This window comes from Pseudoalteromonas sp. A601 (assembly GCF_002165575.1).
Lineage (GTDB): Bacteria > Pseudomonadota > Gammaproteobacteria > Enterobacterales > Alteromonadaceae > Pseudoalteromonas.
In genome coordinates this window covers 73329-91581 of sequence record NZ_MXQF01000010.1, presented here as the reverse complement: position 1 = coordinate 91581, position 18253 = coordinate 73329, and the positions used below count along the sequence as shown (strand labels likewise).

Below are 18253 nucleotides of genomic sequence, written 5' to 3'. Positions count from 1 at the left end.
TACTTGACTAAATTACTCGGATACTGAGTATCATACTCCGCTCATCGCGTTGTCGCCAGTGTTGAGCGTAAAAAGTTGGCATCTAATTTAAGCAATGTTAGCGTGCAAACATTGATCATTTTATGAGTGTTTTATATGCGTTTGATAATAACAATCTTTACACTATTTTTGAGCTTTTCAAGTTTGGCTCAGCCACTGTCGTATTATTTTGAAGACGACGTAAAATTTAACCCAGCAATCCCTACTCCAGAGGAAGTATTAGGGTATGAAGTGGGCGAGTGGCATGTGCGTCACGACCAGCTAGTTCGTTATATGGAAATATTGGCAGAAAAAAGCGATCGTATAAACTTTGAAGTGATTGGGCGTACACATGAACAGCGCCCGCTTGTGATGCTAACAATTACTGCCGCTGATAAGTTAGCGAATGTTGAGCAAACACGCCAAGCTCACTTAGCGCGCCTGGCAGATAAAAACGCTAAAAAAGCAGACCAACCAGCAGTGGTATGGATGGGTTACAGTGTTCATGGCAATGAATCATCAGGCAGTAACACAGCGCTGTTAGTTGCTTACTACTTAGCTGCGGCGCAAGGAAGAGAAGTTGAAACGTTATTAAACAATACCGTCATCTTACTTGATCCATCATTGAATCCGGATGGTCTAGCGCGTTTTGCTAATTGGGCAAACAGCAACCGCGGCATGAACTTATCATCTGACCCACAAACTCGTGAGCATGTTGAAAGCTGGCCAAGTAGCAGAACGAACCATTATTGGTTTGATTTAAATCGTGACTGGTTGTTGTTACAGCACCCTGAGTCACGAGCACGTATTGCTAAGTTTCATCATTGGAAGCCTAATGTTTTAACAGACTTCCACGAGATGGGCCCAAATAGCACTTATTTTTTCCAACCGGGTATTCCAACACGTAAGCACCCTATAACTCCTGATGAAAACGTTAGTCTGACTAAAGCAATTGCTAACTATCACGCAAAAACCTTAGACGAAAACAATGCATTGTACTTCACTGAAGAAAGCTTTGATGATTTCTATTATGGTAAAGGCTCTACTTACCCTGACGTAAATGGTGGCGTGGGTATTTTATTTGAACAAGCAAGCTCGCGTGGTCATGTACAAGAAACTCAAAACGGCACTTTAACTTTTCCTTTTACAATCAAAAACCAGTTGCTAACCAGTATGTCTACATTTCAGGCTGCGATAGACAATCGCCAAGCCTTATTAGATTATCAGGCAAAATTTTATAACCAAGCAGTGGAGCTTGCAAACGAAGAAGATTTTAAAGGCTATGTGGTTCAAGCAGGTAACGATTCGGCTCGTTTAGGGTTATTTTTAGATTTATTAAAACAGCATCAAATAGAGGCTTATCCACTAAACAAAGAGTTAAAAGCTGACGGTAAACGTTTTTCTGAGGGGAGCTATTTTGTGCCATTAGCGCAGCCACAGTTTCGTCTAGTTAAAGCAGTGTTTAGTGAACAAAAACGCTTTGTTGATAATACCTTTTACGACGTATCAGGCTGGACGCTAGCGCATGCTTTTAATCTTGATTTTGCCTCAGTAAAAAGTGGTTGGGGACTTGATGTTAGTGATAACCCATGGCAAAAAATTGAAAAGCCTAGCTTTAAGGCTTTATCCAATCAATATGCATTTGGTTTCAAATGGGATAATTATTTAGCACCAAAAATGCTGAATAAACTGCTTAGCCAAGGCGTTAAAGCACGAGTTGCACTTAGTCCGCTCTCGGCCAAATCAGTAGCAAAAAGTGTCGACTTTGCAGCGGGTAGTATTATTGTTCCAGCAGGGATTCAAGATCAAGATAATTGGGTTGAATTATTAAGCGCAGCGCAAAATGAATTTGGCATTGAAATTACACCTATTACATCGGGCTTAACAGCAAAAGGTGCCGATTTAGGCTCGCGCTCATTGGCGGTTGTTAAAGCACCCAAAGTGTTATTGATTGGTGGACAAGGTACTAGCCAATACGAAGTAGGTGAAGTGTGGTATTACCTTGACCGCTTTGTAGGTGTTGCGCCTACAATTGTTGAAATGCAGCGCTTAGGGCGATTAGAGCTTAGTGACTATAGTCATATTGTACTGGCAAATGGTAACTACAACAGTTTGAGCGATGCTGATAAAGTTGCTATTAAAACGTGGGTCCGCAAAGGCGGAGTTATTTGGGGCCACAAAGGGGGCGCTAAGTTTTTAGTTGACCAACAATTATTAAAAACGGGTTATTTATCACGTCAAGATGTTGCAAGTGCTTTTAATACTGGTGGCTTAAACTATGGTGATAAAGACCACCTAGCAGGTAGACAACGTATTGCTGGGGCAATTTTTAATACTAGTGTTGACTTAACACACCCACTTACTTATTCGTTAGAGCGCAATACACTACCCGTGTTTAAAAACAGCACTTGGTTATTAGAAACTTCATCAGCCCCATTTGTGAATGTACTGCAATATACTCAAAAGCCGTTATTAGCAGGATTTACAGATGATGTGAACGTCGAACAAGTAGCGGGCGCTGCAGGGCTAGTTGCTCACTCTTATGGACGCGGTAATGTAATTGGCATGACAGACAACCCTGTATTTAGAGGTTACTGGTACGGTACTAGTCGTTTGTTAAGTAATGCGTTATTTTTTGGTCATACTTTTAGAGCTAATAGCGAATAAAATTATCGTCCTAACGGCGTTAAACAGGTAACAAAAGCCCATACCTGTTCAGCGCCAGCTTCTTTTAAAGCTACTGTTGCAGCATTGAGTGTTGCACCAGTAGTCATTACATCATCAACAATAGCAACTGTTCTTCCACTTAAGTCCTCATGACATACAAATGCTCCTTGCACGTTTTTAACTCTTTTAGCTTTGCTGAGAGTTGACTGTGCTTTGGTTTTTTTATCTCTTTTTAAGCAACTTAAGGTTAGAGTATTTGCAGGTAAGCATGCGCCCCAAGTTTGGGCTACCTGGTTGTAGCCACGTTGTAAAAATCGCTCGTTGTGCAAAGGCAAAATAATGAACAGTTCAGGCCATTGTTCACAGCATGCTTTACTGTTTGCTAATTGTTGCTTTATAACCTGTTGCAGCGCTTTTTTATAAAAAATTTGATTACTAAATTTAAGTTGGCTAAGCCAGTGATCAAAAGGCGCTCTATACCAGGCACATGCAATAAGATGGTCAAATTGGCAGTCTGGAAAAAACTCCGCAATATCGGGACGATAAAGTAAGTTAGCTTGTGCTGTTAAATCCAATAAAGGTAAGTCGTTGAGGCAACAGTCACAAATACCTTGGCTTGCTTTTATTGGGGTTTGACATTGCGTGCAAAATGATGGGAAAAACCAGTCAAAAGCCGCACTGGTACATTCACTTAAGCTAGTCATTGCATTCATTCCCTTAAACGCTATTATGAGCGCTAAGTTTGGATGAAGGTTGGTAAAAATGCAAAATGAGTTAGTGCTATTACATGGCTGGGGTATGAATCAAGGCGTGTGGCAGGTGATTTTACCTGAATTAGAGTTCCTACATAGCGGTACTGTAAAGTGTTTAGACCTGCCTGGTTATGGCAATACCCAACAATGTCCTCAACCTTATAATTTGCATGATGCCGCAAAGCAACTAAGTGAGCAGTTACAGCCGAAATCAATCCTAATGGGCTGGTCATTGGGCGGTTTATTTGCACTGTATATCGCTAAGCATTGGCCAGAAAAAGTAGCTAAAGTCATCTTGGTGGCATCAACGCCTTTTTTTGCTGAACAACCTGAGTGGCCAGGTATAAAACCTGATGTGCTTAATGCATTTAAAGAGCAATTAGTCATACATCGCGAGAAAACAATTGAGCGATTTTTAGCAATTCAGGCAATGGGCAGTAACAGTGCCCGCGACGATATAAAGCAATTAAAACAATTATTAAATGAGTTTTCAGCTCCTAAAAACGAGGCACTGACAGCAGGGCTTGAGATTTTACAGCAACAAGATTTACGTGACCTTCTAGCTACATGTAACGTGCCAATATTCGGTGTATTTGGTCGCCTAGATGCTCTAGTCCCTTATCGAGCGATTAGTAAAATAAAAGCGTTGAATAGTGACTTTGAATACGAAGTTATCGATAAATCATCTCACGCCCCCTTTATCTCTCATAAAGATCAATTCTTATCTGCTATTAAATCAATGCTTTAAAATATTGCTGTCTGAAGCCAGTAAATATAAGGGGTTTACACTTTATTTTGTTTGTTTTATGAGCGATAATTAAAGTAATTTAATATTGGTGGAGGTGTAATATGCCAATCGGATCTGTATTTAACAATGGAGTAGAAGGGTTTAACCGTGCCAGCCAAGGTATTGAAAAGGCGAGTGCGGAGATAAATCGTGCCAGTATTGATCAGCAAGATGATGCGCAACTCGCGCAGCAGCGTCAATTACAAGCTGCCCGCCCTGAAGAAGCCGTGACTGCGCCAGTATCACAGCCTGCTCGAATCGATGAGGCTTTGGTCAACTTAAAAGTTGAAGAGTTTAACGCTAAAGCGAATACGCAATCTATCCAAACAGCTGACGAAGTACTAGGTACTTTAATTGATGTGCGAGTTTAATTAAGCATGAATATCGTCACGCCATTTCCAAATGTAAATATAAACACCGCAAATGTTTATACGGAAACGGCTCGGCGTGACAACCAGCTACGTGAAGTTATCCCGCCTCCTGCGGCCACAAAACCAAGCAATGCTGAAAATAAAGCGCTTGGTGATAATGACAAGGCCAAACAACCAGCTACACATGAAAGCGTTACTTACGACTCTAAAGGTAAAGTTGCTGACGAAACAGTTGTTCAAGAGCGTGAGCAGGGGGAGCAAAACCCTGAACAACAAAGTGAAGAGCAACAAAAAGAAGCTAAAAAAGAGCAACAAGTTGCAGAACAAGAAGAGTTAGATGCAGCACAGATAACAGAGCTAAAAGCACGGGACACTGAAGTACGCGTTCACGAGCAAGCTCATGCATCTGTAGGAGGCCAATATGCTGGCTCCCCTAGCTACGAATATCAACGCGGTCCCGATGGGCAGAATTACGCGGTGGGTGGCGAGGTTCAAATAGATGTTGCTGAAATCGAAGGGGACCCACAAGCTACGATTGAAAAAATGCAAACAGTACGTGCTGCTGCACTTGCCCCTGCAGAACCCTCTGGTGCAGATAGAGCTATCGCAGCAGATGCCACACAAAAACTTGCAGCGGCGCAAGCAGAGTTAACGACGCCTGAAAATGACGATGAAAGCGCAAAAGACAGCGGTGAGACTTTTAAAGTAAATGATGACAATGAACAAGCTGCACCTATCTCAAGCTCAGAAACCGCTACAGCTAAGCGTGACGCCGATGTTGACGCACGAGCAGGGCGTATAGCTCAATTCTACCAAGCTGCTACATCTCCTTATGGACAGGCAGGGTTTTCGGCCACCATTTAGTTTAAGCCGTAAATTTCTATTGCCTATTAAATAAGACTCTCAATTAAAATAATTTCACGTTTGTTTACACTATATTGCTTTTTATGTTGTTAAGAACATTTCTAATTGTTACTTTTCCTGCAATTTTTATTAAGGAAGACAATTAAATGAAATATGCAGTAATCGCAGGCGCTTTATCTCTTTTCTCAATTACTGCCGCAGCAAATCAAACATCACTTTTAAGCTACGATTATGCTGAAGTTGGCTATGCCAAAACTGACATTAAAAGCAATGATAAAACGGACCCTGACAGCCCAAGATATTCTGGCTACGATGGATACGTTATTAATCTTAGCAAACAACTTTTTGAAAATTGGTACGCTACAGGCTCGTATTCTCAAAGCCGTGTTGATTATTCTAGCACTACAACATTTACATCATTTGCTCCTCTACCAGATGGCACTTATCCGTCTAGCATGACAAATTCTTATCATGAAACAACGGATATGAGTTTAACTCGTTATAATGTTGGCTTTGGATACATTCAACATTTTTCAAGAGAAACTTCTGTTGACTATGCCCTGAAATATGGGAAAAGTAAGGTTAAAACTGAGGAAACACTTGCACATAGACTTGAATCTGATGGTAATGTTTTCGATGTTTCAAAAACAAACTATGAAAGATCAGAAACAGTTGACTCCTTCGAAGTAACTGCACAAATTCGACATTTATTGACCAAACAGTTTGAAGTAAATGCAGGCGTTGGTTATAAGCGTTTACATGGTGCAGGAGCTGGTTATGTAGGTTTGCATGATGCTGAAAGTGAAAATAATCTTCTGTTAAAAGTGGGTATAAATTACGCAATCACTAATAAAATAACGTTTGCTGCTTCCTACAGTTACACAGATGAATACGCTGATATCGCAGCTGCAGCATTTCGTTATTATTTTTAAAAAATTTAAATAGCAGAATAGTAAACGCCACAAACGAGTTTGTGGCGTTGTTGTTTACGCGTTATTTTTTCACTTTTGCATTGGCGAAGGCATCGGCAAAGGCATTACCCATCATCGCATTACCGGTATCGCGTTTTGGCTTAGCGGCACGAGGCTGGTGATTATTGCCACGAGCATTATTTTGCGGTTTTTGCTTAGCTGCAGGTGCCGGCTTAGTGCTAGTGTCAATGTCATCGTCTAAGCGCATGGTAAAGCTAATACGTTTACGTGCAGCGTCAACTTCTACGACTTTTACTTTAACTATGTCGCCGGCCTTAACTACTTCGCGCGGATCAGAAATAAACTTATTAGTAATTGCTGAAATATGTACTAAACCATCTTGATGCACGCCAACATCAACAAAGGCACCAAAGTTTGCAACGTTAGAAACAACGCCTTCTAAAATCATACCGGGTTTTAAGTCAGAGATTTTTTCAACTCCGGCTTTAAACTCAGCAGTTTTAAACTCAGGGCGCGGGTCGCGACCGGGTTTATCGAGCTCGCTAATAATATCGGTTACAGTTGGTAGACCAAACTTGTCATCAATGTAGTCGTTTGCAGCAAGCTTATTTAATAACTCTGAATTACCGATAAGGCTGTTTACGTCTAAGCTATTTTGCTCACAAATACGCTTCACAACAGGGTAGGCTTCAGGGTGAACAGATGAGTTATCGAGCGGATCTTTACCGTTACTTATTTTTAAGAAACCAGCCGCTTGTTCAAACGCTTTTGGCCCTAAACGCTCTACTTTTTTAAGCTCTGAGCGTTTAGCAAAAGAGCCATTAGCATCGCGGTAGTTAACAATGTTTTGCGCTAAGGTTTTATTTAACCCTGATACACGGGTTAACAGCGGTACTGAGGCCATATTTAAATCAACGCCAACGGTGTTTACACAATCTTCAACAACGGCAGTTAGGGTTTGGCCCAACTGACTTTGCGACACATCGTGTTGATATTGACCTACACCAATTGATTTAGGCTCAATTTTAACCAGCTCTGCAAGTGGGTCTTGTAGGCGACGGGCAATAGACACAGCTCCACGTAGTGATACGTCTAAGTCCGGAAATTCATTGGCGGCAAATTCAGAGGCTGAATAAACCGATGCCCCTGCTTCGCTGACCATGATTTTATTGAGTTTTAGCTCAGTGTTTGCTTTGATGAGCTCAGCGACTAGTTTGTCTGACTCACGCGATGCGGTGCCGTTACCAATGGCAATGAGCTCAACTTTATGTTGACGGCATAGTTGCTCAAGTGTGCGTAATGATTTATCCCAATGATTTTGTGGCGCATGTGGGAATATTGTTTGTGTTGCTAATAACTTTCCTGTGCTATCAACTACGGCAATTTTACAGCCGGTACGCAGGCCTGGATCAAGCCCAAGTGTGGTGCGTGCGCCAGCAGGTGCGGCCATTAATAAATCTTTTAAGTTTTTAGCAAATACATCAATAGCACCGGTTTCGGCCTTTTCGCGCATGGCGGCTAAAAATTCGTTTTCTAAGTGTAGGCCAAGTTTTATTTTCCACGCCCACTGTACCACGGTCATTAACCATGCACTGGCAGCTTGGTTTTTTATATCAAGGCGGTAATGATCGGCAATCATAATGGCGCAAACAATAGAGGGATCTTCAGCGTTTGGCTCAGGGTTAATACTTAATTGTAAAATACCTTCATTGCGAGCACGCAGCATAGCTAGTGCACGGTGAGACGGTATTTTTTTCAGTGGCTCTTGATGCTCAAAGTAATCACGATACTTTGCTCCCGCTTGCTCTTGGCCTTTTATAATATTTGCTTCTATCTGACCATGTTGGTTGATATGACTGCGGAATTTAGCTAATAATTTAGCATCTTCAGCAAAGCGTTCCATCAGAATAAATTTAGCACCATCCAGAACCGCTTTGTTATCTGCAAAGCCAGCATCGGTATTTATGAATTGGCTAGCTTGCTGCTCAGGGTCAAGGGTTGGGTCTTTAAACAGCGCATCAGCTAGTGGCTCGATGCCTGCTTCAATCGCTATTTGCCCTTTTGTACGGCGCTTTGCTTTATAGGGAAGATATAAGTCTTCAAGCTCTGTTTTGCTCGCTGCATTATTTATGTCTGCTTCAAGCGCTGTCGTCAGTTTATCTTGCGCTTTTATCGTGGCTAATATAAATGTTCTACGTTCTTCTAATTCACGTAAGTAAGATAAGCGCTGCTCTAATAAGCGTAATTGGGTGTCATCTAAACCACCGGTAACTTCTTTACGGTAGCGAGCAATAAAGGGAACAGTCGCCCCTTCATCAAGTAATTTAGTTGCAGCAACAACTTGTTGCTGTTGAGCATTTAGCTCAGTGGCTAAACGTGCAGAGAGTGTGCTCATGCATAAACCTTTTCAAACGAAAAATAAAGCCAGTATTACTTTACTGGCACAGTAAGACTAACTGAATAATATCACAGTACTAAGCAATGGAAAGGCCTTAAAAGCTGAGCTTTTAAGGCCTTGTTAAAATCACTGACACAACGCGGGGAAAGAGATATTAATGGGGGTGCTCAACATGCTCCAATACTTCACTAAACGTGTGTGCAATTGGGCTAATATGTAGTGGAATTTGCAATGTTTTAGTAATTTCACGTGCTGATAATAAACCGCATATTTCGTTATCAGCGGTCGTGACTAACAAAAACATCGTGCCATGATGCTCCATGGTTTGTAAGGCATCACCAATACAGGCATAGCTTAAGCTTTGCATACTGACGCCAGTTAGTTGAGTTAGCGGTGTCATTACATGGCGTAAGCTAATATCAGCGCGATTTACATTCAAGCGTTGCGCTAGCACCATGATTTTTGAGCTTTGTAAATCTGCACTTGATACAATACCAATAAGCTTTTCGCTATCGTCTATTACTAAAATAAAGTCAGTATGTTGGCTACTGGTTTGTTGTAGCGCCTCTATGATACTGATGTCGTAATGAGCGCGTAGTGGGTCTTTTTGGGTAAAGTTATTTACCATTTTTAAAGCCGGAGAAGTTAGATCAATTAGCGGCTGAGTGTCACTATACACATGAGATAACACGCCTTTTGATACATCTTGGGTACGTAATTCTTTGAAATTAGCCATAGTAGTCACCATTTTCGTTATTAAATTTAATATTTTTTAAAGCAATAAATTAAATAAGGAAATTTGGTGGCCCTCGCACAGAAGCGCGATTAAAAAGTGACGCTAATTGTGGTATCACATAGTGTGAAATTGTGGCTTCAGGGAGTGGTTGAAGTGCCCCAAAGTAGAGTGCGTTGGCATGAGTATCTGTGTCAACGTCAAGGTTTGCTTGGTCGGGAATATCACAAGCAACATAGTGGGCGGTTGGGGTAGAAAGTTCGGTTGAGTTATCATAGTCATGGGCAAACACGGTCAAACTCACACTCATTAAGAGTGTAAATAACACGGCATTATTAACGATGCGATGTATTAAGTTTGACATAACACGACCTTTTCAATTACCACCTCAAGTGCAAAATGCTTTACTTGAGTAATACTATTTATAGTCTACTAATACACATTAGACAATCAATTATTAACCTTATCTGAATTATCCTAGCTCAAAGTTAGCTAAGCGCTTGTTTATTTACTTAGCCCCTGGATATTCAATATTATTGACGTACCATTCTTTTTTACCTTGCGGCGTGGTTACGTAAAATTCATCATCGATCTGTTTTTTTAGTAATGCACGCGCCATTGGAGAGTCAATCGAGATGTAATCTTTACGATCATAGATTTCATCGGGGCCGACAATTCTAAACTTTAGTACTTCGCCTTGCTCGTTTTCGACTTCTACCCATGCGCCAAAGAAGACTTTACCTGCTTGTTGCGGTGAATAATCAATGATTTGCAAATCGGGCATGCGGTTACGCAAATAACGTACACGGCGGTCTATTTGTCTAAGTAGTCGTTTATTGTACTGATAATCAGCATTCTCAGAGCGATCTCCTAAACTGGCTGCCCAACTAACAATTTTAGTAACTTCTGGGCGCTTCACATTCCAAAGGTGGTCGTGTTCTTGTTGTAGTTGAAAATACCCTTCGCGGGTAATTAGATTCGTTTTCACTGTTGCTGTTTACTCTGTTGTTGAATGCTGTGGCAAGGTATAAAAAACCGCTTACCTTGTCGAGTAGATTTCACGCCAGTTAGCGTGTTTGAAATGTTGTGTAACAATCTAATCAATCAATTCATTTTTTATTAGCTTAGTTTTCATTTATATTAACTATTAACAAGTCAAAAACAACAAGAATGAATGTTATGGGACACGAAACCACAAAAGTATTAGTCGTCGATGATGATATGCGATTACGCAGCTTATTGGAGCGTTACTTGGTTGAGCAGGGGTTTATAGTACGCAGCGCTGCAAACTCTGAACAAATGGATAGGTTATTAGAGCGTGAAAACTTTCATTTAATGGTGCTCGACTTAATGCTGCCAGGTGAAGATGGCTTATCTATTTGCCAGCGTTTACGCCAAAAAGAAAACGAAATCCCCATTGTTATGCTGACCGCGAAAGGTGATGAAGTTGACCGCATCATTGGCTTAGAGCTCGGTGCAGATGATTATATCCCTAAACCATTTAATCCCAGAGAATTACTGGCGCGTATTAAAGCTATTTTACGCCGCCGCTCTAAAGAAGTACCAGGTGCGCCCGCTGCAGAAGAAAACGAGATCACATTCGGCGAGTTTTCGTTGAATCTTGCTACGCGAGAAATGACCCAAGGTGATAAAACCATGTCATTGACCAGTGGGGAATTTGCGGTATTAAAGTCGTTAGTGACTCACCCTCGTGAACCGCTTAGTCGCGATAAGTTAATGAATTTAGCCCGAGGCCGTGATTACAGTGCCCTAGAGCGTAGCATCGACGTACAAGTTTCGCGTCTGCGTCGTATGATTGAGGATGATGCTGCCAACCCTCGTTATATACAGACAGTGTGGGGCCTTGGTTATGTATTTGTTCCTGACGGTGAAAAATAACCGTTTATGAGTATGTTTCCCAAAAGTGCATTTGGCCAAACAGTGTTTTTGGTGGCAGCATTATTGCTGATCAACCAAGTTGTTTCATACATAACTGTTAGCCTTTACGTGGTAAAGCCCACCATTGAGCAAGTAAATCTCATTCTCGCGAAACAAGTGAAAACAGTGTTTATTGATTGGGAAGATGGTGTAGAAATTAGCGATGAAGTATCTGCTAAGTTTTTCGAAATTACCGGTATTGAAGTAATGACCCAACGCCAAGCTATGTCTCATGGGCTTGGCCAAACACGTGAATATCCTATGTTATCGCGCAGTATGTCGGAGCAATTAAATGGTTCTGCCCGTGTGCGTATTAGCCAAATAGGCCCGTTGATTTACTGGGTTGAAGCCCCACAAGCGCCGGGTTTTTGGGTAAAAGTACCCCTCACAGGATTTAAAGATAACAATTTAGAGTTTCTAACCTTCTATTTGTCGAGTATCGGCTTTTTAAGCGTGCTAGGTGGTTGGCTGTTTGCCCGGCATTTGAATCGGCCATTAAAAGCATTACAGCAAGCGGCTGTTAAAGTTGGGGTAGGGGATTTCTCTACCAAACTGGAAGAGCATGGTTCCACTGAAGTCATAGAGGTAACACGAGCATTCAATCAAATGTCTCGTGGTATTGCTGCACTTGAAAATGACCGACGGTTACTGATGGCTGGTGTGTCACACGATTTACGCACACCACTTACACGTATTCGCCTTGCGACCGAAATGATGTCGGCAGAAGAAGAATATCTTCGCGAAGGCATTATTTACGATATCGAAGACATGAACGCCATTATCGACCAATTTATTGAATATTTACGCCACCATAAACGTGAAGAGCTAGCACTCGAAGATTTAAATGCGATTGTCTCTGAAGTGGTGCATTCTGAACAAAAGTATCAACGTAATATTCGCTTTATTGAAAATCCAAACCTCGATAGCGTACCTTTAAGTATGGTGGCAATTAAGCGCGTAGTAACCAATATGATTGAGAATGCCATTCGTTATTCTGACGGCGATATAGAGGTTGAAACCGCGTTAAGCCCAGATAAAAAGTATGCCATTGTAATGGTTAATGATCAGGGCCCGGGTATTCCAGAAAGTGAGCTGGAAACAGTGTTTGAGCCCTTTAAACAAGGTGATGCAGCCCGAGGCAGCGAAGGCAGTGGGCTTGGTTTAGCTATTATTAAACGAATTATTGATATGCACGACGGAAAAATAAAATTAGTAAACCGCCCTGAGGGAGGGCTTAGCGCACAGGTTTTTCTCCCTTTGAAATAAGAGATTTCAACTTATGTTTAGTAGCCTGAGATAATCGGGTATTTGTATAGGAGTTATAAACAAATGGAAGATGATAAAATTAATAAGTTAAAGCGGCTAATAGATAAAGGTAAGTGGCATTATATCTTTGTATATGGTGTGCTAGGTTGGGGAGTTTCGACAGCTGTTTTATTTTCGCTACTACAAGGTTTTTTCGGTTACGTAGGTTTTTTTGGTGTATTACCGCTCTCACTTATTTTATTCCCAATTGGAGGTTTATTTTGGGGACTTTATATGTGGTCTTACTTAGGTAAGCAATATGCCAAGGCTGTTAATGAGCGTAGCGCAGTATCATCTTAAGTTGCCTGTAGCGATAGATTACACAGCTTATATCTTCGGTAGCAATAAAATAAAAAGCACGATTTAGATCGCGCTTTAACCTATATATAATATAAATATGGCTACTTTTACAGCGCTTTAAACCTAATGGCTGTGCCACCACTTGTCGCTAGCTTTAGTGATAATGTATCTTTTGCTGTCACAATACGTTGTTCAATCTTGATGTCGTAGGGGTTGTTTTCCCATTGTGCGTTGTCACCATCTCTATAAATTTGTGCTTCGAATGCGGTTCCTGCTTCTAAAAAGTCGAGCTTAATATCTATTGTGCGAGCTTGCTCATCGGTGACTGCGCCTAAATACCAATCATTACCTGAATAATTGTCGCGTTTACGCTCTTTACGTGCAAACACTACGTAGTCGCCAACTTCACCTGCCAATGCGATACTTTGTTGCCAATCAGTCGGCACGTCTTGAATAAATTTAAACGCATCCGGTTTTGCTAAGTAATTACGCGGTAAGTCAGCAGCCATTTGAATAGGGCTATACATCACTACATACAAAGCCAGTTGCTTAGCTAGGGTTGTTTGCGGACGGTTAGTATCAGCGCCTAAACCATTAAAACCCATATCAAATATGCCCGGGGTAAAATCCATAGGGCCCGCTAACATACGAGTGAAGGCAAGCATCGGAATATGTTCTGGTGGATTAGGTGGCGTGCCCCATGCATTAAACTCTTGGCCTCGAGCACCTTCACGAGCTATCCAGTTAGGGTAGGTTCGGCGCAGGCCGGTGTCTTTAATCGGCTCATGAGTATTAATACTGAGTTTATGTTTAGCGGCCAGCTTTATACTGTGTAGGTATTCGTTAACCATAAATTGACCGTCGTGCCATTCTTTTCGAACAATACCATTTTCGTCAATGCGTTTGATGTTACCGCCATCTGCGACGTAGCCTGTCTTTACTTGGCTAACGTTGGATTTTTCATACAGCGCGTAAGCATCTTCCATTTGATTACGGTAGTTTGTAACGTTACCAGAGGTTTCGTGATGGCCTATAAGCTGCACACCTTTTTGTTTACCGTAACGAGTCAGTTCGGCGATATCAAAATCATCATAAGGTTTGGTAAAGCTAAATACATCGCCATTGAAGAACCAATCACCGTCCCAACCAATATTCCAGCCTTCAACGAGTACCCCATCAAAGCCGTATTTAGCTGCAAAATCCATGTAGTACTTAGTGTTTGCTGTGGTAGCGCCGTGTTTTTCACCGCTGCCCCAGGTGGTTTCATTGATATGCATACCCCACCAAATACCCACATATTTACCTGGTTTGACCCAAGATACATCGCCTAATTTGTTTGGTTCATTTAGGTTTAAAATTATATCTGAATTAATCAAATCAATGGCTTGCTCGCCAATTTGTACCGTACGCCATGGGGTATTAAATGCGCCGTGTTTTTTAACTGCGATGCCGTCAGACCAAGGTGTTAGATCAGCTTGTAAGGTACCAGGGCGACGTTGATTGAGCACCATACCAGCATAATCAACCAATGCAGCTTCATGAATACTAATATGAACACCATCGGCATTTTTAAACGTGAAAGGGGTGTGCACAAGGGCTGCATCTTGTAATGATGTGGTGTTGTAAACATATTCGTAGCGATTCCAGCCTCGCGCGGGGATCCACCAGGCTGTGGCTTTATCCGCAGCGGCAACTGCAAATTCTGTGAGTTCTTTGGTTATTTCAATGTTTTCAAAGCCAGCTTGTTTAGGTACTTCGTAACGAAAACCTACACCACTATCAAATGCTCTGAAACGCACTGTGTACGTACCACCATGAGGGGTTGGTTTACTAAAAGTAACTGCCACTTCATTATGTTGATCAACAACCGTTTGACGCTCACCCCATGGTTGCTGCCATTGGTCATGTACCTGTTCACTCGCAATGTTAGTGATTGTGAAACCTTCATCAAATGCTGCTTGCTGCTTAAACTCAAATCCTAGGGATGAGTTTTCAATAACATTTTTATTGTTAAAGCTGATTGAATAATGAGGCGTGGTATTTTGATCTGAAATGGTTATTTTGATTTTTTTGTTTGGTGATTCAACAGTTGCTTCTTTAGCGAAGCCACTGCTTGATAAAAGCGCTAGTAGTAGTAAAGGTAATCGCATTGTGTGTCCTTTATGTCTAACTGGGTAAGTTATCCAGAGTTCAGTTAGTTAGCATAAAACGCACGGGGGGAATTTACGAGGTAGCTACATACGTATTCAATTCAATAATTTTTTAAAATAAGTAATAAAGTATCTATAAAACAGGTCTATACTGGTATGCAAAATAATTAGAATAGCCAATATGAAATTCATCACCTTTGTACTTTTAGCTTTTATTTCAGTTAAAAGCTATGCCGTCACCGTGACAATTTCTGATTTAGATCAGCAAACTGTAGCAAATGTGGTGGCGTGGTTAACCCCGTTACAAGCCTCAGAGAATAAGGCTCGCACTAATCAGTCATTTACCATGTCGCAAAAGGATCGCCAGTTTACTCCGCATGTGTTGGTGGTTGAGCAAAATGCCGAGGTCGAATTTCCTAATTTAGATTCGATTATGCATCACGTTTATTCGTTTTCTAAAAGCAAGGCGTTTGAATTAAAGCTTTATCGTGAACAACCACAAGCGCCGATCACCTTTGATCAAGCTGGGGTTGTTGAGCTTGGCTGTAATATCCATGATTGGATGCTTGGTTATATAGTGGTTGTTGATAGCCCATTTTATGGCATAACAAACGAGCAAGGCCAGTTTTCTTTTGATGTACCGCCAGGTGAATACACACTTAGTGTATGGCACGAAGGATTTGGCGATATTAGCTCAACAGAGTCGCAAACCGTTACAGTTAGTGATACAGATTTCAACTATCAATTAAAACAAAAAGTAACTCCGCGTATTGCAATTGGTGTAGATGAATTTGATGAATATTAGAGTCGTATTAGGTTTTGCCCTTCTGGCTGTTGTGTCAAATGCCACTGCGCAAGTAAAAGGTTTATTGCAAGTAGGTGCAATAAAAGGCGATTCCTACGCTACTTGGCAAGAAGGTGGTGTAGGGCTTTATCGCTACGACACTGATACCGACGGTATTGTACTTACGCAAGGGTTAATCGATTTTAGAGCCGATATAACAAGTGGTTGGTCTGCGCATGGGGTGATTAATGCCTATCAAGACCCTGAACCAACGCTTGGGTTCAGTCAAGTGTATTTGCAGTATAAACCTCTGACTAGTAGCAAATATAAGTGGCATGTTCGCGCTGGTGGTTTTTATCCCTTATTGTCACTAGAAAACCCTGATATGGGCTGGATATCTCCCTACAATTACACGAATTCTGCGATAAACTCATGGATTGGCGAGGAAGTGCGTACTTTGGGCGTAGAAGCAACAATTAAACGCCCTGGTCGCAGTTTTAATAGTAAGCATAGCTTTGCCTTTGTTGGTGCTACATTTAAAGGTAATGACCCCGCAGGTACGCTTTTAGCTTGGCGTGGTTTTGCGATGCATGACCGCCAAACAACACTGAACGAAGAAGTGGCATTTGCCGCTGTTGCATCGCTTGATACGCCTCAACTGCAATTTCAAGCTAATCAGGTTTTGCCGTTTGAAGAGATTGATGGCCGCTTTGGTTATTATGCTGGTGTACATTGGGATTATTTAAAAAAGTCGCAATTTCGATTCTATTACTATGATAATAATGGTGACCCAGCTGCTGTAAATTACAGTACTGGGCAATACGCGTGGGATACACGTTTTGCAAGCGCTGCATGGTTATATAAATTCAATGCTAAAACACGTTTAATTACTCAGGTTATGTCTGGTAGTACGGCGATGGGAGATACACGAGGTGTAGATAACCGTTTTTATAGCCACTTTGTTTTATTGAGCCATAAAATGGCATCTCATAGGCTATCTATTCGTTATGACTACTTTGAAGTAACAGATAAAGACGATTGGGCATTTGATCCAAATGCTAGTCATGGCGAAGGGGTTACAGCAACTTGGCGTTATCAGCTTTCACCACAATGGCAGTTAGGTATTGAAGGGTCTGCATTACATAGCCAAGTAGATAATCGTGCCGCTATGGACATAGCAGAAAAAGTTTCCCAGCAACAAATTAGCCTAAATGCTCAATGGCGTTTTTAGACCAGCATGAAAAAAGCAAGGGATTCTTGGAGCCCCTTACTTTTTAAAACACCTTATTTTTTATCAAAGGCACGCTTCATAAAATTAGGTGTAGCTAATGCGCCGTGGTGAATACCACTGTTATAGTATTCAGTACTTTGAGCAAGCTCACTAGCAGCATCTTCTCTAAAGCCTGCAAATACTTCATCTTTACGTGCTAGCGTCACTGACCATAAACCGCTTGGGTAAATTGGTTGTGGGAAAGGCAGGGTTTGCAAATCCTTAAAGCCTACTTCAGTCATGGCATCACGCATCTCGACTAGTAGCGGCATGTGCATCAGTGGAGATTCACTTTGTTGCACCATAATACCGCCAGGGCGAAGGGCGTTTAAACAACTAGTATAAAAAGCATGGTTGAACAAGCCTTCTCCAGGGCCAACCGGATCAGTGCCATCAACAATCACTACATCGATAGAATCACTTGGTAGTTCGCGCATGTATTTAATACCGTCATCAAACATCACCGTTGCACGTGGATCTTGATTTGCTTCACATAACTCCGGGAAGTATTTTAGCGACATTTGCGTAACGACTTCATCAATATCAATTTGTGTTACTGCCTCAACACTTGGGTGTTTGAGTACTTCGCGTAAAGTACCGCAATCACCACCGCCAATGATCACGACATTCTTAGGATTCGGGTGAGCTAATAGCGCTGGGTGACTGATCATTTCATGGTAAAAGAAGTTCTCGCGACTACTTACCATAGTGCAGCCATCAATAATCATTAAGTTACCAAAATCTGTGGTTTCGAACATTTCGACTTTTTGAAAAGGAGACTGTTTTTCGTCTAATTTTTTATTAATGCGTAGAGAAAACGCACTGCCGTCACGTTCGCTTATTTCGGTAAACCATTTGCTTTGATCTAAATTTGCCATGTCGCTAGCTACACTTTTTAGTTGAGTATGAAAAAGGGGCAATTCTGCCAGTGGTTGGCGTTTTGCTCAATGAAATTTTATCAGTATAGCGAATATTTTATCCTAG

17 protein-coding genes are annotated in these 18253 nt (G+C 41.5%); 10 read left to right on the top strand and 7 right to left on the bottom strand.

Annotation, left to right across the window (positions count from 1 at the left end):
- The first annotated feature begins 135 nt into the window (after positions 1–135).
- Positions 136–2685, top strand: coding sequence for a M14 metallopeptidase family protein (locus B5G52_RS10230; protein ID WP_087532552.1), 2550 nt, complete (start codon positions 136–138; stop codon positions 2683–2685).
- A 2-nt stretch (positions 2686–2687) separates the two neighbouring features.
- Here B5G52_RS10230 and B5G52_RS10225 read toward each other — a convergent pair whose 3' ends face one another.
- Entirely contained in the window at positions 2688–3389 is a 702-nt protein-coding gene (locus tag B5G52_RS10225) for a ComF family protein (RefSeq protein WP_087532551.1), read from the bottom strand.
- Between the two features lie 58 nt (positions 3390–3447).
- Between B5G52_RS10225 and bioH the strand changes: the two genes are divergently transcribed.
- The 4 genes from bioH to B5G52_RS10205 all read left to right on the top strand — a co-directional run bounded on the left by bioH (position 3448) and on the right by B5G52_RS10205 (position 6391).
- A complete protein-coding gene (gene bioH / locus B5G52_RS10220; RefSeq protein WP_087532550.1) occupies positions 3448–4185 on the top strand; it encodes a pimeloyl-ACP methyl ester esterase BioH in 738 nt (245 codons plus the stop codon).
- 101 nt (positions 4186–4286) lie between these two features.
- Positions 4287–4595, top strand: coding sequence for a hypothetical protein (locus B5G52_RS10215; protein WP_087532549.1), 309 nt, complete (start codon positions 4287–4289; stop codon positions 4593–4595).
- 6 nt (positions 4596–4601) lie between these two features.
- On the top strand, positions 4602–5459 hold the full coding sequence (locus B5G52_RS10210) for a putative metalloprotease CJM1_0395 family protein (protein WP_087532548.1): 858 nt from the start codon (positions 4602–4604) through the stop codon (positions 5457–5459).
- A 146-nt stretch (positions 5460–5605) separates the two neighbouring features.
- The gene (locus tag B5G52_RS10205; RefSeq protein WP_087532547.1) at positions 5606–6391 is read left to right on the top strand and encodes an outer membrane beta-barrel protein; all 786 of its coding nucleotides are present in this window, start codon (positions 5606–5608) and stop codon (positions 6389–6391) included.
- Positions 6392–6452: 61 nt separating this feature from the next.
- Here the strand turns inward: B5G52_RS10205 and B5G52_RS10200 are convergent, their stop codons facing one another.
- From B5G52_RS10200 to greB, 4 genes are all read right to left on the bottom strand, one after another.
- On the bottom strand, positions 6453–8786 hold the full coding sequence (locus B5G52_RS10200) for a Tex family protein (protein ID WP_087532546.1): 2334 nt from the start codon (positions 8784–8786) through the stop codon (positions 6453–6455).
- Between the two features lie 157 nt (positions 8787–8943).
- Positions 8944–9525, bottom strand: a complete 582-nt coding sequence (locus tag B5G52_RS10195) for a CBS domain-containing protein (RefSeq protein ID WP_087532545.1) — start codon at positions 9523–9525, stop codon at positions 8944–8946.
- 49 nt (positions 9526–9574) lie between these two features.
- On the bottom strand, positions 9575–9886 hold the full coding sequence (locus tag B5G52_RS10190; protein WP_087532544.1) for a hypothetical protein: 312 nt from the start codon (positions 9884–9886) through the stop codon (positions 9575–9577).
- 144 nt (positions 9887–10030) lie between these two features.
- Positions 10031–10510 (bottom strand): transcription elongation factor GreB, encoded by a 480-nt coding sequence (gene greB, locus B5G52_RS10185; protein WP_087532543.1) that lies wholly within the window; start codon positions 10508–10510, stop codon positions 10031–10033.
- 191 nt (positions 10511–10701) lie between these two features.
- Here greB and ompR point away from each other — a divergent pair, with 191 nt between their 5' ends.
- From ompR to B5G52_RS10170, 3 genes are all read left to right on the top strand, one after another.
- Positions 10702–11421, top strand: coding sequence for a two-component system response regulator OmpR (ompR, locus tag B5G52_RS10180; protein WP_087532542.1), 720 nt, complete (start codon positions 10702–10704; stop codon positions 11419–11421).
- Positions 11422–11427: 6 nt separating this feature from the next.
- On the top strand, positions 11428–12726 hold the full coding sequence (gene envZ / locus B5G52_RS10175; RefSeq protein ID WP_087532541.1) for a two-component system sensor histidine kinase EnvZ: 1299 nt from the start codon (positions 11428–11430) through the stop codon (positions 12724–12726).
- Positions 12727–12789: 63 nt separating this feature from the next.
- Positions 12790–13065, top strand: coding sequence for a hypothetical protein (locus B5G52_RS10170; RefSeq protein ID WP_087532540.1), 276 nt, complete (start codon positions 12790–12792; stop codon positions 13063–13065).
- 107 nt (positions 13066–13172) lie between these two features.
- On the opposite strand, the gene B5G52_RS10165 is transcribed toward B5G52_RS10170, so the two are convergent.
- The gene (locus tag B5G52_RS10165; protein WP_087532539.1) at positions 13173–15215 is read right to left on the bottom strand and encodes a glycoside hydrolase family 97 protein; all 2043 of its coding nucleotides are present in this window, start codon (positions 15213–15215) and stop codon (positions 13173–13175) included.
- Between the two features lie 181 nt (positions 15216–15396).
- Here B5G52_RS10165 and B5G52_RS10160 point away from each other — a divergent pair, with 181 nt between their 5' ends.
- Entirely contained in the window at positions 15397–16020 is a 624-nt protein-coding gene (locus tag B5G52_RS10160) for a methylamine utilization protein (protein WP_087532538.1), read from the top strand.
- A complete protein-coding gene (locus B5G52_RS10155) occupies positions 16010–17230 on the top strand; it encodes a hypothetical protein (protein WP_254911188.1) in 1221 nt (406 codons plus the stop codon). The genes B5G52_RS10160 and B5G52_RS10155 overlap by 11 nt, the downstream gene beginning before the upstream one ends.
- Positions 17231–17283: 53 nt before the next feature.
- Here B5G52_RS10155 and speE read toward each other — a convergent pair whose 3' ends face one another.
- A complete protein-coding gene (speE, locus tag B5G52_RS10150) occupies positions 17284–18147 on the bottom strand; it encodes a polyamine aminopropyltransferase (protein WP_087532536.1) in 864 nt (287 codons plus the stop codon).
- Positions 18148–18253: the final 106 nt, after the last annotated feature.

Excerpts from the sequence above, each read along its gene's own strand:
- B5G52_RS10160 (WP_087532538.1), top strand. The coding sequence starts at position 15,397 with ATGAAATTCATCACCTTTGTACTTTTAGCTTTTATTTCAGTTAAAAGC.
- envZ (WP_087532541.1), top strand. The coding sequence starts at position 11,428 with ATGAGTATGTTTCCCAAAAGTGCATTTGGCCAAACAGTGTTTTTGGTG.
- B5G52_RS10200 (WP_087532546.1), bottom strand. The coding sequence starts at position 8,786 with ATGAGCACACTCTCTGCACGTTTAGCCACTGAGCTAAATGCTCAACAG.
- B5G52_RS10190 (WP_087532544.1), bottom strand. The coding sequence starts at position 9,886 with ATGTCAAACTTAATACATCGCATCGTTAATAATGCCGTGTTATTTACA.
- B5G52_RS10195 (WP_087532545.1), bottom strand. The coding sequence starts at position 9,525 with ATGGCTAATTTCAAAGAATTACGTACCCAAGATGTATCAAAAGGCGTG.
- bioH (WP_087532550.1), top strand. The coding sequence starts at position 3,448 with ATGCAAAATGAGTTAGTGCTATTACATGGCTGGGGTATGAATCAAGGC.
- B5G52_RS10155 (WP_254911188.1), top strand. The coding sequence starts at position 16,010 with ATGAATATTAGAGTCGTATTAGGTTTTGCCCTTCTGGCTGTTGTGTCA.
- B5G52_RS10205 (WP_087532547.1), top strand. The coding sequence starts at position 5,606 with ATGAAATATGCAGTAATCGCAGGCGCTTTATCTCTTTTCTCAATTACT.
- B5G52_RS10210 (WP_087532548.1), top strand. The coding sequence starts at position 4,602 with ATGAATATCGTCACGCCATTTCCAAATGTAAATATAAACACCGCAAAT.
- B5G52_RS10170 (WP_087532540.1), top strand. The coding sequence starts at position 12,790 with ATGGAAGATGATAAAATTAATAAGTTAAAGCGGCTAATAGATAAAGGT.
- speE (WP_087532536.1), bottom strand. The coding sequence starts at position 18,147 with ATGGCAAATTTAGATCAAAGCAAATGGTTTACCGAAATAAGCGAACGT.
- B5G52_RS10225 (WP_087532551.1), bottom strand. The coding sequence starts at position 3,389 with ATGACTAGCTTAAGTGAATGTACCAGTGCGGCTTTTGACTGGTTTTTC.
- B5G52_RS10165 (WP_087532539.1), bottom strand. The coding sequence starts at position 15,215 with ATGCGATTACCTTTACTACTACTAGCGCTTTTATCAAGCAGTGGCTTC.
- B5G52_RS10230 (WP_087532552.1), top strand. The coding sequence starts at position 136 with ATGCGTTTGATAATAACAATCTTTACACTATTTTTGAGCTTTTCAAGT.
- B5G52_RS10215 (WP_087532549.1), top strand. The coding sequence starts at position 4,287 with ATGCCAATCGGATCTGTATTTAACAATGGAGTAGAAGGGTTTAACCGT.
- ompR (WP_087532542.1), top strand. The coding sequence starts at position 10,702 with ATGGGACACGAAACCACAAAAGTATTAGTCGTCGATGATGATATGCGA.